The 15,179-nt window shown below is 72.6% G+C and carries 13 protein-coding genes; 5 read left to right on the top strand and 8 right to left on the bottom strand.

What is annotated here, in order from left to right; all coding sequences use genetic code 11:
• Positions 1-5: 5 nt before the first annotated feature.
• The 4 genes from ACZ5GT_RS28465 to ACZ5GT_RS28450 all read right to left on the bottom strand — a co-directional run bounded on the left by ACZ5GT_RS28465 (position 6) and on the right by ACZ5GT_RS28450 (position 5,631).
• Positions 6-1,481 (bottom strand): amino acid adenylation domain-containing protein, encoded by a 1,476-nt coding sequence (locus ACZ5GT_RS28465; protein WP_469031776.1) that lies wholly within the window; start codon positions 1,479-1,481, stop codon positions 6-8.
• Entirely contained in the window at positions 1,478-2,611 is a 1,134-nt protein-coding gene (locus ACZ5GT_RS28460) for an acyl-CoA dehydrogenase family protein (RefSeq protein ID WP_469031775.1), read from the bottom strand. The genes ACZ5GT_RS28465 and ACZ5GT_RS28460 overlap by 4 nt, the downstream gene beginning before the upstream one ends.
• A gap of 52 nt (positions 2,612-2,663) precedes the next feature.
• Positions 2,664-4,085: a citrate/2-methylcitrate synthase gene (locus tag ACZ5GT_RS28455; RefSeq protein WP_469031774.1), complete on the bottom strand. Its 1,422-nt coding sequence runs from the start codon at positions 4,083-4,085 to the stop codon at positions 2,664-2,666.
• A 223-nt stretch (positions 4,086-4,308) separates the two neighbouring features.
• The gene (locus ACZ5GT_RS28450; protein ID WP_469031773.1) at positions 4,309-5,631 is read right to left on the bottom strand and encodes a cation:proton antiporter; all 1,323 of its coding nucleotides are present in this window, start codon (positions 5,629-5,631) and stop codon (positions 4,309-4,311) included.
• A 283-nt stretch (positions 5,632-5,914) separates the two neighbouring features.
• On the opposite strand from ACZ5GT_RS28450, the gene ccrA reads away from it, so the two are divergent.
• Genes ccrA through ACZ5GT_RS28425 form a run of 5 tightly spaced genes read left to right on the top strand, consistent with a single transcriptional unit; the run spans position 5,915 to position 10,792 of the window.
• Entirely contained in the window at positions 5,915-7,294 is a 1,380-nt protein-coding gene (gene ccrA / locus ACZ5GT_RS28445) for a crotonyl-CoA carboxylase/reductase (RefSeq protein WP_469031772.1), read from the top strand.
• Positions 7,291-9,075, top strand: coding sequence for a 3-hydroxyacyl-CoA dehydrogenase family protein (locus ACZ5GT_RS28440; protein ID WP_469031771.1), 1,785 nt, complete (start codon positions 7,291-7,293; stop codon positions 9,073-9,075). Before ccrA ends, ACZ5GT_RS28440 begins: the two co-directional genes overlap by 4 nt.
• Before the next feature lie 35 nt (positions 9,076-9,110).
• On the top strand, positions 9,111-9,269 hold the full coding sequence (locus tag ACZ5GT_RS28435; protein WP_469031770.1) for a hypothetical protein: 159 nt from the start codon (positions 9,111-9,113) through the stop codon (positions 9,267-9,269).
• Positions 9,266-10,597 (top strand): glutamate-5-semialdehyde dehydrogenase, encoded by a 1,332-nt coding sequence (locus tag ACZ5GT_RS28430; protein WP_469031769.1) that lies wholly within the window; start codon positions 9,266-9,268, stop codon positions 10,595-10,597. The genes ACZ5GT_RS28435 and ACZ5GT_RS28430 overlap by 4 nt, the downstream gene beginning before the upstream one ends.
• A 15-nt stretch (positions 10,598-10,612) precedes the next feature.
• Positions 10,613-10,792, top strand: a complete 180-nt coding sequence (locus ACZ5GT_RS28425; protein WP_469031768.1) for a hypothetical protein — start codon at positions 10,613-10,615, stop codon at positions 10,790-10,792.
• Between the two features lie 66 nt (positions 10,793-10,858).
• Here ACZ5GT_RS28425 and ACZ5GT_RS28420 read toward each other — a convergent pair whose 3' ends face one another.
• The 4 genes from ACZ5GT_RS28420 to ACZ5GT_RS28405 all read right to left on the bottom strand — a co-directional run bounded on the left by ACZ5GT_RS28420 (position 10,859) and on the right by ACZ5GT_RS28405 (position 15,175).
• Complete coding sequence (locus ACZ5GT_RS28420) at positions 10,859-11,272, bottom strand: peptidoglycan-binding domain-containing protein (RefSeq protein ID WP_469031767.1); 414 nt, start codon at positions 11,270-11,272, stop codon at positions 10,859-10,861.
• A 489-nt stretch (positions 11,273-11,761) separates the two neighbouring features.
• A complete protein-coding gene (locus ACZ5GT_RS28415; protein WP_469031766.1) occupies positions 11,762-13,363 on the bottom strand; it encodes a Na+/H+ antiporter in 1,602 nt (533 codons plus the stop codon).
• Positions 13,364-13,558: 195 nt separating this feature from the next.
• A complete protein-coding gene (locus tag ACZ5GT_RS28410; RefSeq protein WP_469031765.1) occupies positions 13,559-13,942 on the bottom strand; it encodes a nuclear transport factor 2 family protein in 384 nt (127 codons plus the stop codon).
• A gap of 186 nt (positions 13,943-14,128) precedes the next feature.
• Positions 14,129-15,175, bottom strand: a complete 1,047-nt coding sequence (locus ACZ5GT_RS28405; protein ID WP_469031764.1) for a zinc-binding dehydrogenase — start codon at positions 15,173-15,175, stop codon at positions 14,129-14,131.
• Positions 15,176-15,179 lie beyond the last annotated feature (4 nt).

The raw sequence follows: 15,179 nt of genomic DNA, 5'->3' as shown, positions 1-15,179 counted from the left end.
GCAGGTCACCCGGGATCGACGGCCGTGATGCGCTCCACCAGGGCCTGACGGTCCGTCTTGCCGTTCGCCGTGAGCGGCATCGTGTCGACGACGTGCACCGCGTCCACCACCATGTACAGCGGCAGCCGGTCGGCGCAGTCGCGCTTGAGCTCCAGCAGGCCCGGCGCCTTGGGGCCCTCGGGCACCACCACGGCGTGGATGCGCGCGTCCAGGCCGCCGCCCACGACGACGCACGCCGCGGTCCGCACCCTCGGGTGCGCGGCGACCACGGACTCGACGTCGCCGAGCTCGATCCGGTGACCGCGCACCTTCACCATCTGGTCGCGCCGGCCCACGTACTCCAGCATCCCGTCCGGGCCCATCCGCCCGATGTCCCCGGTGAAGTACGGGCCCTGCTGCGGCTCACGGCCCCAGTAGCCGAGCATCACCGTCGGGCCGCTCACCACGATCTCGCCCTCCCGCGCCCGCGGCGGATGCAGCCGGATGCGGTCGCCGGAGGCGGGCGCGCCGATCGGCAGCGCGCGGGTGCTGCCCAGGTCCCGTTCGGTGACCTCGTAACTGGTGCACACGTTGGTCTCGGTCGGCCCGTACCAGTTGAACATCCGCACGTCCGGCCACGCCTTGCGCAGCTCGTGCACCTGCTGGATCGGGAAGGGCTCGCCGGCGAAGACGCACACCCGCAGCGCCTCGGGCGGGTCACCGGCCAGCAGGTCGCCGCGCTGCATCATCAGGATCAGCGCCGACGGCACCGAGTACCAGACGCTGATCCGCTGCTCGCGCAGCAGCGCGCCGAGCTGCGCCGGGTCGTAGGCGAGGCCCTCGGGGATCAGGAAGACCGAGGCACCCGCCTGGAAGGCGCCGTACAGGTCGAAGACGGACAGGTCGAAGTTGAACGGGGCGTGATTGGAGAGCCGGTCCGCGGCCGTGAGCCCGGTCTCCGCGACGGCCCAGCGGACGAAGGACAGGGCGTTGCGGTGGCTGATGCACACGCCCTTGGGCTCGCCCGTGGAACCCGACGTGTACAGGATGTAGGCCGGGTCGTCCGGCTGGCTGTCGTGCGCCGGCGGGGCGTCCGCGGCGGGCGCCTCGTCGCGTACGGCGTCGAAGGCGGCCAGCGGCACCGTGTCGGGCCAGTCGGAGTCGGCGGCGCGGCGGACGCCGTCGGCGTCGGCCACCACCAGGGCCGGGGAGCAGCCCGCGGCGATGCGCTGGACGCGGGCGGCCGGGTTGTTGGCGCTGACCGGGACGTAGACCGCGCCGACGCGCAGCGCGCCCTGCATCAGGGCGACGGCGTCCACGGTCTTGTGGGTCCACAGCACCACCCGGTCGCCGGGCCGCACACCGCGCCGGTGCAGCGCGGCGGCGTAGCGGTCGGCGAGTTCGTCCAGCTCCCCGTAGGTGTGCATCCCCTGGGAGGTGCGCACGGCCGGGGCGTCGGGGGCGCGCCGTGCGGAGTCGATGACGAGTTGGTGCAGCCTCACAGCCCTATCTCCTTCACTATCAGTTGGCGCTGGATGTCGGAGGTACCGGAGAAGATCGTGCTGGGCACGGCGTCACGCAGGACGGCCTCGATGCCGTCCTCGCGCAGGTATCCGCGCCCTCCGAAGACCCGTACGGCGTCGGCGGCGGAGGCCAGGACGCCCTCGGAGACGGCCAGCTTCGACAGGGCGATCTCCAGCACCGACGGCTCGCCCCGGTCCATCGACCAGCAGGCGCGGTACAGCAGCAGCCGGGCGCTCTCCAGCCGCAGCTTGATGTCGGCGATGCGGTTGGACACCGACTGGAACTCACCGATGCGGCGGCCGAACTGGCGCCGCTCGCGGGCGTGCGCCACGCACTGCTCCACGAGCCGGTCCAGCAGCCCCACGTAGAGGGCGAACAGGCAGGCCCGCTCCCAGCCCATGGAGTGCTGGAAGATCGCCGCGCCCGCGCCGACGCCGCCGAGCACCTGCTCCTCGGGGACGAAGCAGTCCTCGAAGGTGATCGCGCCGGCCGGGCAGGAGAGCATGCCCATCTTCTCGTACGGCTGCCCGACCATGAGGCCGTCGGCGCCGCGTTCCACCACGAAGCCGGTCACGCCGAGGAAGCCCGCCTTGGGGTTCACGGTCCCGTACGTCACGTACACGTCGGCGGCCGGGCCGTTGCTGACGAAGCTCTTGGTGCCGTTGAGCAGGTACCCGCCGTCGACCGCCGTCGCCGTCACGCTGAGCCGTGAGGAGTCCGAGCCGGCGTCGGGCTCGGTCATCGCGTTGCCCGCGATGAGCCGGCCCGCGGCCAGCTCCGGAAGCAGCCGGCGCCGCACCGGCTCGCTGCCGAACTCGGCGATCGGCACGGCGCAGGCGAAGGTGTGGGCCGCGGCCGCGAACACCAGTCCGGTGTCCAGGCAGCCGCGGCCCACCGCCTCCACCACGCGGGCGGTGTCCAGCGCGCCGAGGCCGCGCCCGCCGTGCTCCGCGGGCAGGCAGGCCCCGAGCATGCCGATCTCACCGAGGCGCAGCCAGTCCTTGCGGCTGTAGAACCCGCCGTCCGGCGGCGCGGGGAAGGCGGCCCGGGTGGCCGCCAGCACCTCGTCGTAGCGCGCCTGTTGCTCTTCGTTCCAGCCGAACTCCACGTCTTCTCCTGGGGTACGGGGAAGGCGGCGCCCTCCCGCCGTCGGTCGGTGGTCAGTTGTGTCCGGGCCCGAGGGCCTTGGGCAGCCGCAGGTTGCGCGGGCCGACGTAGCGCAGGCGCGGGTGAATGCGCCCCTGCTGGGCCCGCTGCTCCTCGACGTGCGCCAGCCACCCGGGGACCCGGGCGGCGGCGAACATGGGGACGAACAGGTCGGAGGGCATGCCGAGCATGTGGTAGATGGCGGCGGCGTAGCAGTCCACGGTCAGGTAGGGGCGGGGGCCCTTCGACGGGTGGGCGGCGGTCCGCACGGCGTCCAGCACCTCCAGGACGCGCTCGCCGTCCGGGTTGCCGCGCAGCCGCCGGGCCGCCTCGCGCAGCGGCCGGACCCGGGGGTCCTCCTCGGCGTACGAGCCGTTACGGGCGCGCCCCTCGCGGGCCTGGTCGACCCGGCCGCGCAGGTAGGCGGCGGCGGCGGACGGACTGTCGCCCTCCCGGGCCAGCTCGATGACCTGGTGGGCGGCGCCGCCGTGCAGCGGGCCGGTGAAGGTGGCGAGTGCCACGGTCATGGTGGCGAAGGTGTCGGCGCCGGTGCCGGCCGCGACGCGGGCGGCGAACGCCGAGGCGTTGCAGCCATGTTCGGCCTGGAGGATGAGGCACAGGTCGACCAGCTTCACCCGCTCCGGGTCGCGGGGCAGGCCCAGCATGTGCAGGATGTTCTCCGCGTGCGACAACTCCGGTTCGGGGCGCGGGAGTTTGCGCCCCGTACGGGCCGCCTGCTGGATGGCGAAGATGGTCGGGATGCGGGCGACGAGCCGCTCCCCGAGGTCGATGTGGGCCGCCGGGTCGGCGTCGGCCTCCGCGGCGACCGCGAGTGCCGACACCGCCGTGCGCAGCACCGAGGACGTGCTGCAGCCCGAGTTCAGCACGAGGTTGGTGGCGACCATGGAGGGCAGTTCCCGCGCGGCCGCCAGCCGGGCGCGGAAGGCGGTCAGCTCGTCCGGGTCGGGCAGCCAGCCCCGGATCAGCAGGTGGACGACCTCCTCGAACGTCACCCGGCCGATCAGCTCCTGGACGGGATAGCCGCGGTAGGCCAGCCGGCCGCGCGCCGGGTCCACCTCGGAGATGTTGGTCTCGCCGATCACCATCTCGGAGGCGGCCTCAGGAGCCGGGGCCGGTGCGGGCCGGTCGGCCGGTCCGGGCAGGGGAGGGGCGATGGCGGATGCGTCCCGCGGGGCCTTCATCGAGCTGAGCTCGGCCAGCCGTTCGTCGTAGAACTCCCGCAACTGGCCGACGGAGTCGATGCGTTCGATGAGGTGGTCGTCGAGGGTGGTGCCCAACTCGTGTTCCAGGTGGACCTGGAGCTCCACGGCGCTGAGGTCGTCCCAGCTGGCCACGGCGCGGAGCTGCATCTCGTCGCCGATGAACTCCGACGGCATGTCGAAGACCCGGGACAGCGTGCTGATGACGGGGTGCACCTGGACCATCTCCTTGTCTGGACGTCACTTCTGTGGTTCCGGACGCCGCTTGTCGTGCGGGTGCCGTTCGACGCGTCCCGCCCTCGTGGGGCGGCCCGCGGTCGGTCACCGGCCGGGTCGGCGGCCGGTCACCGGGCCGGGCCCGCGGCCGGTAGCCCGCCGGGTGGGCGGCCGGTCACCGGACCGGACCCGCGGCCGGTCACCCGGCCGGATGGGTGGCCGGTCACCCGGCCAGGTCGGTGGCCTGCTCCGCGGGTTCCGGCATGCGGACCACGGAGGCGGTGTGGCGCGAGGCGACCAGGCCGAGCCGGTGGGGGAAGAGGTAGGGCAGCAGCGGGCCGGTCATCGCCGTGGTGATCAGCGCCATGAGGACCATCTCGGTGAACAGCGTCTCGTCGAGCACGCCCAGGTTCAGTCCCACGCCGAGGATGATCAGTTCGGTCAGGCCGCGGGTGTTCATCAGCACTCCCACGCCGGTGGACTCCCGCCAGCTCAGGCCGAACGACCGGGCGGGCAGACCGCCGCCGAGCAGCTTGCCGCACATCGCGGCGCACAGGATGAGGGCCAGCTCGCCCCAGGCGGTCGGCGACATGTCCGCGATGTCGACGGAGAGCCCGGTGACGATGAAGTAGACCGGCAGCATCAGCTCCCCGGCGTGCTGCAGCGGCCGGAGCATCCGCTCCTCCAGCGGGACGTGCGGTTTGCGCGGCATGACCAGGCCGAAGGCGAAGGCGCCGAAGATGGGGTGGATGCCGATCTTCGAGGTGGTGTACGCGGAGAGCAGCAGGCCCGCCGTGACCAGGGCCGCGAGCTGGGCTCCGGTGCCCTTCCGCAACAGCCGGGCCACGGCGCCGGCGAGCAGCGGACGGACGACGACGATCATCGCGGCGCCGTAACCGGCCGACATCCACAGGGTGTCGGTGAACCCGGTGGGGCCGGACGCGGTGACCACCGCGACCACGGCGGCCAGCAGGCACCAGGCGAGCACGTCGCCGAAGGCCGCGCTGGTCAGGGCGAGCGCGCCGACCGCCGTACGGTTGATGCCGTTGTCCTTGAGGATGCGGGCCAGCACCGGGAACGCCGTGATCGACATGCTGACGCCGAGGTAGAGGGTGAAGGAGGTCATCGGGACCTTCTCGCCGTCGACGACCGAGTGGTTGTGGTAGAGGATCGCGGCGACGCCCATGCCGAGGATGAGCGGCGTGAGGATGCTGCCCGCCGTGACGGCGGCCACCGAGCTCTTGCGGCGGCGCATGGAGGCCCAGTCCAGCTCCCATCCGACGGTGAACATGAACAACAGAAGGCCCAGTTGGGCCACCATCGACAGCAAGGGCCGCACATCGTTCGGGAAGAGACGGTGCGTCAGGTCACCCGGCAGCAGTCCGAGCAGGCTCGGGCCGAGCAGGATGCCCGCGGTGATCTCGCCGATGACGGCAGGCTGACGGACTCTGCGGGCCAGGTGCGCCAGGGCGGTGCCGACGATCAGGATGCCGGCGATGCCGGCGATCGCGGTGGCCTGCAGGGACTCGAGCTGGTGCGGTGTCACGGCAGCTCCCTCGGGTGCCTGGGAAGACGAACAAAATTCAACGACCAAGGAACTCAACTGCTGGTGAGTTTTGCATGCCGGGCGATGTCGGACAAGGGGCGTCCGGACGCGGGGGCGGGTCGCGGGCGCGTCGCGGGTGGGTCGGGACGGGGCTTGCCGGGGTCCTGGCTTCGTGTAAAACTCCTTGCCTGTTGAGTTCATTCTCTGTTGAGTTCTCTTCCGGTGGGAAGTCGGGTCGTCCTCGGCGCACACCGGCGAGAACCGCGGAAGGCGGTGCCTGCTCATGCGCGAACTGGTGGAGGCGATCGAGTCACCGGACTCGGTGCCGGCCGACGTGGCGGCCCTGGGGGTTCCCGACTCCTACCGGGCGGCCGTGCTGCACAAGGCGGACGCGGGCATGTTCGACGGCGTGCCGCTGCACGACCGGAAACCCGCCGACTCCTTGCACATCGAGGAGGTGCCCACCCCCGAACCGGGCCCCGGCGAGGTCCTGGTGGCGGTCATGGCGAGCGCCGTGAACTACAACACGGTCTGGAGCGCCCTGTTCGCACCGGTGCCCACCTTCGCCATGCTGGAGCGGTACGCCCGGCTCGGCGGGCTCGCCGCCCGCCACGACCGGCCGTTCCACGTCATCGGCTCCGACCTCGCCGGCGTCGTCGTCAAGCGCGGCCCCGGCGTACGGCGCTGGAACGTCGGCGACCGCGTCGTGGCGCACTGCGTCTCCGTCGAACTCGAGGCCGCCGAAGGCCACAACGACCCCATGCTCGACCCCGAGCAGCGCATCTGGGGCTACGAGACCAACTACGGCGGCCTCGCCGACCTCGCGCTGGTCAAGGCGACCCAGCTGCTGCCCAAGGCGGAGCACCTCACCTGGGAGGAGGCCGCCGCACCGGGCCTGGTGAACTCCACCGCCTACCGCCAGCTCGTCACGCCCAACGGGGCCGGCATGAAGCAGGGCGACAACGTGCTGATCTGGGGCGCGGTCGGCGGCCTCGGCTCCTACGCCACCCAGCTCGCGCTGGCCGGCGGCGCGAACCCGATCTGCGTCGTCTCCTCGCCCGAGAAGGCCGCCCTGGCACGCTCGCTGGGCGCCGAGCTGATCATCGACCGGAACGCTGAGGGCTACCGCTTCTGGAGCGACCCGCACACCCAGGACCCGAAGGAGTGGAAGCGCCTCGGCTCCCGCATCCGCGAGCTGACCGGCGGCGAGGACGTCGACATCGTCTTCGAGCACCCCGGCCGCGAGACCTTCGGCGCCTCCGTCTACGTCACCCGCAAGGGCGGCACCATCGTCACCTGCGCCTCCACCGCCGGATACGTCCACGAGTACGACAACCGCTACCTGTGGATGTCCCTGAAGCGGATCATCGGCACGCACTGCGCCAACTACCGCGAGGCGTGGGAGGCCAACCGCCTCATCGCCAAGGGCAGGATCCACCCCACCCTGTCCCGCACCTACGCCCTCGACGACGTCGCCCGCGCCGTGGAGTCCATCCACCGCAACGAGCACCACGGCAAGGTCGGCGTGCTGTGCCTGGCACCCGGCGAGGGCCTGGGCGTCCGCGACCCGGAACTGCGCGCCCGCCACGAACCGGCCCTGCACCGCTTCCGGGAGACGGCCACCCCGTCGGACCGGGCCCTGCTGAGCGGGGTGGCGGCATGAGCGCGGCGGACAACCGGGAACCGGACGGCACACCACAGCCGGCAGCCGCCCGCCCGCCCGCGGCCGCCGAGGAGCCGGGCGGCGCCGCGCTCGGGATCGTCGGCCTCGGCGTCATCGGCGGGGCGCTGCTGCGCCGGGCCGTGCTCGCCGGGCACGCCGTCGTCGTACGGGATCCGCGCCCCGACGCGCGGGCCCGGATCACCGAGCTGTTCGACACGCCCGAGCAGGCCCGGGCCGCCGGCCGGCACATCCGGCTCGCCCGCGGCTGGGCGGAGTTCGCCTCGGCGCGGGTCGTGGTGGAGGCCGTGCCCGAGCGGCGGGACGTCAAGACCGAGGTGCTGCGCGCACTGAACGGGGCCTGCCCGCCCGACACCGTCCTCGCCACCACCGCCTCGGCGCTCTCCCTCACCGACCTCGCGGCGGCCTCCGGGCGGCCCGGACGGGTCGTCGGCCTGCACCTGCCGCTGCCCGCCGCCGGCCTCGCGGAGATCGGCCGCACCGTCATCGCCGAGTCGTCCGCCGTGGCACGCGTCCGCGAACTCGTGGGCGCGCTGGGCCTGGAGGCCGTCATCCTGGGCGACCGCCCCGGCCTGGTCTCCGCCTCGCTCCTGTTCGGCTTCCTCAACCAGGCCGTCACCATGTACGAGCGGCGGGCCGCCGGACGCGACGACATCGACGCCGCCATGCGGTACGGCTGCGGGCTGCCCAGCGGCCCGTTCGAACTCCTCGACGTCATCGGCACCGGCACCGCCTGCGACGTCCTCGACGCGCTGGCCGCCCGCTACGACGAGCCCGCCTTCGAACCCGCCCGCCGGCTGCGCCACATGGCCCTGGCCGGTCTCCACGGCCGCAAGTCCGGCCGCGGCTTCTACGACTACCGCGAACCCTCCGCCACCGGCCCCGCCCCCGCGCGCCCCTCGCAGGGCGCGTCCCGGGTGCGCCGGGTCGGCGTCGTCGGCACCGGCACCATGGCCACCGGCATCGCCGAGGTCTTCGCCAAGGCCGGCGTCGACACGCTGGTCGTCGGCCGGAGCGACGAGCGCGCCAAGTCCGCCTGGGAGGCGGTCGCCGCCTCCACCGGACGCGCGGTGCGCCGCGGCAGGCTCACCGAGGCCGACCAGACGGCCGCGCTGGAACGGCTGGCGCCGACCAGCGACCTGGACCGGCTCGCCGACCGCGACCTGGTCATCGAGGCCGTCGCGGAGGACCTGGCGGTGAAGAAGCCGCTGTTCGCCCGGCTCGGCGCGGTCGGCAGGCCCGGCGCGCTGCTCGCGACGACCACCTCCAGCCTGCCGGTGATCGAGTGCGGGCTGGCCTCCGGGCGGCCCGAGGACGTCATCGGCCTGCACTTCTTCAACCCGGCGCCGGTAATGCGGCTCGTCGAGGTCATCCCCTCCCTGGAGACCGCGACCCGGCACGTCGACACCGCCCGGGAGATGTGCCGGCGGCTCGGCAAGCACCCGGTGCAGTGCATGGACCGGCCCGGCTTCATCGTCAACGCGCTCCTGTTCCCCTACCTCAACGGCGCGGTACGGCTCGCCGAGAGCCACTACGCCGGCGCCGACGAGATCGACGCCGTGATGAGGCTGGGGTGCGGCTATCCGCTCGGGCCCTTCGAACTGCTCGACGTGATCGGCCTCGACGTGTCGCTCAGCATCCAGCGCGTGCTGCACGACGCCGACCGCCGCCCCGGGACCGTGCCCGCACCGCTGCTGGGCCATCTGGTGGCGGCCGGCCGCGCGGGACGCAAGACGGGCGCCGGATTCCGGGTCTACGGCTGAGCCCGGCAACTCCGCCAAGGACAGGGAGAACCCCTATGAAGAGCACGGGCCCCGAACCCACCGCCCACGGCGACGCGGCGGACGCCCTCGCCTGGGCGCTGCTGGCCGAACTGATCGGCTGGTCACCGACGTCCGCGGACGTCCTGCCCCCGCACGCCCCGACGCCCCCCGCGGAACAGGGGGAGGACCGATGACGACCACGGCACCCCGGCACCCCGGCACCGGCGACGCCCCCGACCCGTCCGCGGCGGCCGCCCCCACCGTCCGCGAGGCCGCGCTCGCCGCCCGGGCCGCCGCGCGCGGCCTCGCCCTCACCACCGGCGCCGAGCGGGACGCCGCGCTGTCCGCGATGGCGCGCCGGCTCGCCCTCGACCCGGCCGGGATCCTCGCCGCCAACGAACGCGACCTCGCCGCGGCCCGCGCCGCCGGCCGGTCGGCGACCGTGCTCGACCGGCTGACCCTCACCCGCGCCCAACTCGACGGCCTCGCGGCCATGTTGCGCACCCTGGCGGACCAGCCCGACCCGGTCGGCGAGATCGTCAGCGGGGGAGTGCTGCCCAGCGGTCTCGAGGTGCGCCGCGTCCGGGTCCCCCTCGGCGTGGTCGGCGTGATCTACGAGGGGCGGCCCAACGTCACCGTCGACGCCGCCGGCCTCTGCCTCAAGAGCGCCAACGCCGCCCTCCTGCGCGGCTCCTCCACCGCACGCCACACCAACGCCGCCCTGGTCGCGGCCCTGCGCGAGGCCCTCGCCGACACCGGCGTCCCCGCCGACGCCGTACAGACGGTGCCCGGCACCACCCACGCCTCCGTACGCGAACTGATGTCCCTGCGGGGCCTGGTGGACGTCCTCGTCCCGCGCGGCGGCGCCGCGCTGATCCAGGCCACGGTGCGGGACGCCGCGGTCCCGGTCATCGAGACGGGCGTCGGCAACTGCCACGTCTACGTCGACGAGCACGCCGACCTCGACAAGGCACTCGCCATCCTGCTCAACGCCAAGACCCAGCGCCCGTCCGTGTGCAACGCGGCCGAGTCCCTGCTGGTGCACGAGGCCGTCGCGGCCGATTTCCTGCCCCGCGCGCTGCGGGCGCTGACCGAGCACCGCGTGCTGGTGCACGGCGACGCGCGGGTGCGCTCCTTCCACGACGCGGTCGTGCCGGCCACCGACGCCGACTGGGACCGCGAGTACCTGGCCCTCGAACTCGCGGCCGCCGTCGTCGGCTCCCTCGACGAGGCGGTCGAGCACATCCGCCGGCACGGCAGCGGCCACACCGAGGCGATCGTCACCGAATCGCAGGCCGCCGCCCGCCGCTTCGTCGCGTCGCTGGACACCGCGGTCGTCGCTGTCAACGCCTCCACCCGCTTCGCCGACGGCGGAGAACTCGGCCTCGGCGCCGAACTCGGCATCTCCACCCAGAAACTCCACGCGCGCGGCCCCATGGGGGTGACCGCGCTGACCACCACCAAGTACGTCCTGGTGGGCGACGGTCACATCCGGGGCGGAGCCGCCGCCCCGGTGCAGTAGACGGGAGGTCGGTCCATGTACATACGGATCATCACGGAGACCAGACCGGCGGGCCGGCCGCTGTACGAGCGCGAGCCGCACGGGATCTCCCGGCCGGCCGCCTTCCGGCCCGCCGCGCCCGAGGCCCCGCACCTGGCCCTCGCCGGCGTGGACGAGGACCCGGCCGAGACCCACATCGTCCGCGGCATCGACTGACGGCTCGCCGCCGGAGCCGGTCGCTGCGGCCCCGGCGGCGAGCCGAGCGCGTCCGATCGGTACGGATCAGGCGGAGCGCAGCGCCCGCCAGGTCTGCGGGCCGACCATGCCGTCGATCGAGATGGGGTGGTCGCCACCGGCACTCCAGTTGACCTGGAGCCTGTGGACCGCCGCCTCCGTCTTCGCGCCGTAGTCCCCGTCGACGGTCAGCTTCGGGCCGTCGTAGTACGCGTGGTCGTTGATCAGGCACTGGATCTCACGGACGATGTTGCCCTGGTCGCCCCGCTGCACCACCGTGTTCCAGGCCCAGCTGTAGCCGGCGGTGAATCCGGAGTAGCCCCCGCTGGTCTTCCAGTGGATGTTGCAGGTGGCCGCGGCGACGGCGCCGGAGTCCTGGGCGGCCCAGGCCGGGGCCTGGGCGCCGGCGGTCAGAACGGCGGCGACCGCCGCGGTGGCGACGAAGAACCTGCGCATGGACATGGGTGTTCCCCCTGTGTTCGGTCGTGGCCGGAAGCGGTCGGCAGTCGCGTGCTTCCGGCTGGTGGTCACGAGGGCGGCGCTTTCCCGCGCCGCCCTCCACCGCGGCCCCGGTGGTCCTCCGGCGCCCCGTGACCCCAGAACCTACGGTCCACCCGGTCGAACCGCGTCCCACCCGCGGTTGACGACCCCGCAAACCACCGCGGTAGCCGCCCGGCCTCTGCAACTTCCGTGGTAACCCCAGGGGTTGACACCACCCGCCCGCGTGGCCGGACTTGCATCCGTGCGGGGTGACCCTCAGCCGCGCGTCGGATCGATTGCCTCAGGCGAGTCCGGTGCGCCGCAGTCAACGCTGATCTGGCCCATGTCGCCTATTCACCGGCGGAAGACTCCTCGTTGTTTCAACGGCGCGGTGGTTTCGGTCGACGACGGTCGAGCCGCCTTCTGGCCGACCAGGGCGCCCGTATCGGGCACCGGCACTGGCGGGGGCAGTTACTGGTCCTGGCTTACCTGCGCGAGGCGTACCTCCTCTGCATCGAGTTGTTCCTGTACCCGCAGCAGAACGGCGTCGTCGATGCGGTGCCCATCGCGCAGGGCGATGACGGCGGAGCGCTTGTGTTCCAGGAGCGCCAGGCGCAGGGAGGTCTCCTGGCGTCGGCGTCGCAGGAGAGGTTCGGACTCCGGGCCGCTCGCGGCGTCGGCGGCGTGCACTGTACTCAGGTGCGTTTCGTACTCGGTCTTCAGCCTCTCGACGGTCTCGGCGTCGGTACCGAGGTCGGCCGCTGTCGCGGGGAGTGCGTCCAGAGCGGCCCGGGAGGCAGCGGTCCGGGCGAGGGCAAGCTCCTGCTCGGAGTCCGTGTCCTGAGGCAGCCGTGCCCAGCGGGCGACGGCCGGAAGCACCAGGCCCTGCACCACGAGGGTGGCGACGACGACACCGGCGGTGACGAAGACGATCGTGTCGCGGTCGGGGAACGGCACGCCGGAGTCGAGCGTGTACGGCACGGACAGGGCCAGGGCCAGGGAGACGGCTCCGCGGAAGCCCGCCAGAGCGCTGACAGCCCGAGCACGGTGACCCATCCGGCGTCCGCGCTGCTGCGGACGCCGGTCCAGCGCCCTGATGGTGTACACCGCGACGAACAGGAACAGGAAGCGGACGATGACCAGCGCACACGCCACCGCCACCACCATCACCACGGCCTCGGTCAGGGCGGTACCGGACAGGGCGCGGACCGCCGCTTGCGCTTCGAGCCCGACCAGAACGAACAGGGCGCCGTTCAGGAGGTACATCGCCAGCGACCAGAAAGCTTCTGTCTGCCGCCGGGCCGCAGCCCGGCCCAGGCTCGGCCCGGCCTGGCTCATGATCAGCCCGCACACCACCACTGCGAGCACGCCTGACGCCTCGATCTGCTCGGCCACCAGGTAGGCGCTGAACGGGATCAGGATGATCGTCAGGTTGTCCAGCAGTGTGTCGCCGAGTTGGCGCACCCGACGCCGCAGCTGGATGCCGAGCCATGCCACCACCGCTCCGGCCGCCAGGCCGCCACCGTAGGACAGCGTCACCAGGCCGCTCACGTGGGCCGCGCTGAGGTGCTCGGAGCCGACGGTGACGCCGACCGCGAGGCTGTAGACGACCAGCGCGGTGCCGTCGTTGATGAGAGATTCGGCGCGCAGCAGTGTGACGTTGCGCTGGGGCAGCAGCCGGGAGGCGACGCTGACGGCGGTGGCGTCCGTCGGTGCCACGGCGGCGCCGAGCACCCAGGCCGGGCCCCACGGCAGACCGAGCATGTGGGCGAGCGCGGCCACGGCCCAGGCGGTGACGGCGACCAGAAGCGTGCCGGTCAGCACGATGCCGCGCAGGTCCCGCCGGATCGCACGCAGCGAGGTGGTCACGCTCTCCCAGTACAGCAGCACTGGCAGGAAGACGAGCAGCAGCACATCCGGCGGCAGTTCTGTCTCACGCAGGGCGGGCACGAAGCCGAGGGCGACGCCGGCGGCCAGTTGCAGGACGGGTGCGGCCACCCGGAGCCGGTGGGCGAGGGCCCCGCTGACGAGCAGGGCGCACCCGAGGATCACGATGAACTCGAGCGCGGCCATGAGTCTTCCTCCGAGGGACGGGTCGGGCGAGCGGTGTGAGCGGGGACAGGCAGTCGGCGTGCCTGTAGCGCGCCCCTTTGTGGTGTTCCGGAGCGTCATGCTCACACGTGGTGCGGGCCGCGCCGTTCGTCGGCGTCGCACGCCGATGTCGGGCGGCTGTAGCGGCGCGCACCGGATCCGAGCCGGCGGCCGGGTTCACCAGGTGGTGGCGACGGTCCGTTGGGCGACCCATACGTCGTCCTGACGGGCGTAGTCGGTGGCCAGGCGCAGACGCCATTCTGCGCGGGTGCCGTACACGGTGGCGTCGGTCACGGTCCGAACCGTCAGGCAGGCCGTGCCGTCGTCATCGACGTCACAAGCGGTGTCCTTCTCCTTGATGGAGTGGTAGCGGAACCGTCCCTGCCGCATCTGCGCCAGCCACTCGGCCTTCGGCTGCACGTATCCCGTCATGTGGGTGAGAGTGAAACTCTCCGCGAGCAGGTCGTCGAGAGTTGCGGTGTCCCCTTCGAGCATGGCGTCAAGGTAGGCGCGGTGGGCCTCCCGCAGATCCGCGGTGGCCGTTGCGTCGGGGGCGGGCATGGTGACTCCTTGTCGGGGTTGTGAGTTGGGTCCGGCCCCCTGGGATTGATCGGGTCGCTCACCGAACTTGGACGGCGCCCTCTGGGGCGATGGCTTCTGCCACGACCCCGTAGTGAGGACCTGTCCCGGCGACTGTGGGAACCGGCTGTGCTGGTCGCCCCATCGGACCGGTGCAGGGGTCCGGGCTTACGGCTGGCTGACCGTGAGGAGTGACTTGATCGCGCGGCGTTCGTCCATGGCGGCGTAGGCGTCGGCGATGTGGTCGAGGTCGGTGGAGTAGTCGAAGACGAGTCCGGGGTTGATCGTTCCGTCCAGTACGTGCTGCAGCAGCTCGGGGATGTAGTGGTGGGCGGGGGCGACGCCGCCCTTGATGCCGATGTTCTTCCAGAAGAGGGTCTTGTGGTCGAACTTTTCGTAGAGCGGGACGCCGACGGCGCCGATCATGCCGCCGGCGCGGACGATGCCTGCGGCGGTCTGGATGGATTGGTCGGTGCCGACGCATTCGAGCGCGGCGTCGACGCCGGCGCCGTCGGTGAGGCCGAGTACGGCCGTGACGGCTTCGTCGCCGCGTTCGGCGACGATGTCGGTGGCGCCGAACTCTCTCGCGAGAGCCTGCCGGTCGGCGTGACGGCTCAGCGCGATGATCCGGCCGGCGCCGAGGAGCTGGGCGGCCAGCACGGCCGAGAGGCCGACTGCGCCGTCACCGACGACGGCGACGGTGTCGCCCTGCTTCACGCCCGCGCTCACGGCGGCGTGGTAGCCGGTGCACATGACGTCGGAGAGTGCGGTGAAGGAGGCGAGCTGAGCGTCGGTGAACCCGTCGGCCGGCGCGGGGACCTTCACAAGGGTCGCATCTGCGTAGGGTGCGCGGACTTTCTCGCCCTGGCCGCCGTCGCTCTCGCCGTCGCCGAAGGCTCCTCCGTGCTCGCAGTTGGACTCGAACCCGGCCCGGCAGGCGGGACAGGTGCCGTCGCTGTAGGTGAAGGGGGCGATCACGAAGTCGCCGACCGCCAGGGTCTGCACGTCCTCGCCCACCGCCTCGACGACGCCGACGTACTCGTGGCCGATGCTGCCCACCTTATGGGGGTTGATGCCGCGGTAGTACCAGAGGTCGGAGCCGCACACGCAGCCCCGCACGACGCGGACGACGGCGTCGGTCGCCTCCCGGATGACGGGGTCAGGGCGTTCTCCGAGCTCGATGTGCTTCTCGCCTCGGAAGATGGCTGCCTTCATGACT

The organism is Streptomyces sp. NPDC031340 (assembly GCF_055569945.1).
Note: the sequence above shows the minus strand (reverse complement) of the source record. Positions and strands in the feature narration are given on the sequence as shown.

Excerpts from the sequence above, each read along its gene's own strand:
- ccrA (WP_469031772.1), top strand. The coding sequence starts at position 5,915 with ATGCGCGAACTGGTGGAGGCGATCGAGTCACCGGACTCGGTGCCGGCC.
- ACZ5GT_RS28440 (WP_469031771.1), top strand. The coding sequence starts at position 7,291 with ATGAGCGCGGCGGACAACCGGGAACCGGACGGCACACCACAGCCGGCA.
- ACZ5GT_RS28435 (WP_469031770.1), top strand. The coding sequence starts at position 9,111 with ATGAAGAGCACGGGCCCCGAACCCACCGCCCACGGCGACGCGGCGGAC.
- ACZ5GT_RS28430 (WP_469031769.1), top strand. The coding sequence starts at position 9,266 with ATGACGACCACGGCACCCCGGCACCCCGGCACCGGCGACGCCCCCGAC.
- ACZ5GT_RS28425 (WP_469031768.1), top strand. The coding sequence starts at position 10,613 with ATGTACATACGGATCATCACGGAGACCAGACCGGCGGGCCGGCCGCTG.
- ACZ5GT_RS28420 (WP_469031767.1), bottom strand. The coding sequence starts at position 11,272 with ATGTCCATGCGCAGGTTCTTCGTCGCCACCGCGGCGGTCGCCGCCGTT.
- ACZ5GT_RS28415 (WP_469031766.1), bottom strand. The coding sequence starts at position 13,363 with ATGGCCGCGCTCGAGTTCATCGTGATCCTCGGGTGCGCCCTGCTCGTC.
- ACZ5GT_RS28410 (WP_469031765.1), bottom strand. The coding sequence starts at position 13,942 with ATGCCCGCCCCCGACGCAACGGCCACCGCGGATCTGCGGGAGGCCCAC.
- ACZ5GT_RS28405 (WP_469031764.1), bottom strand. The coding sequence starts at position 15,175 with ATGAAGGCAGCCATCTTCCGAGGCGAGAAGCACATCGAGCTCGGAGAA.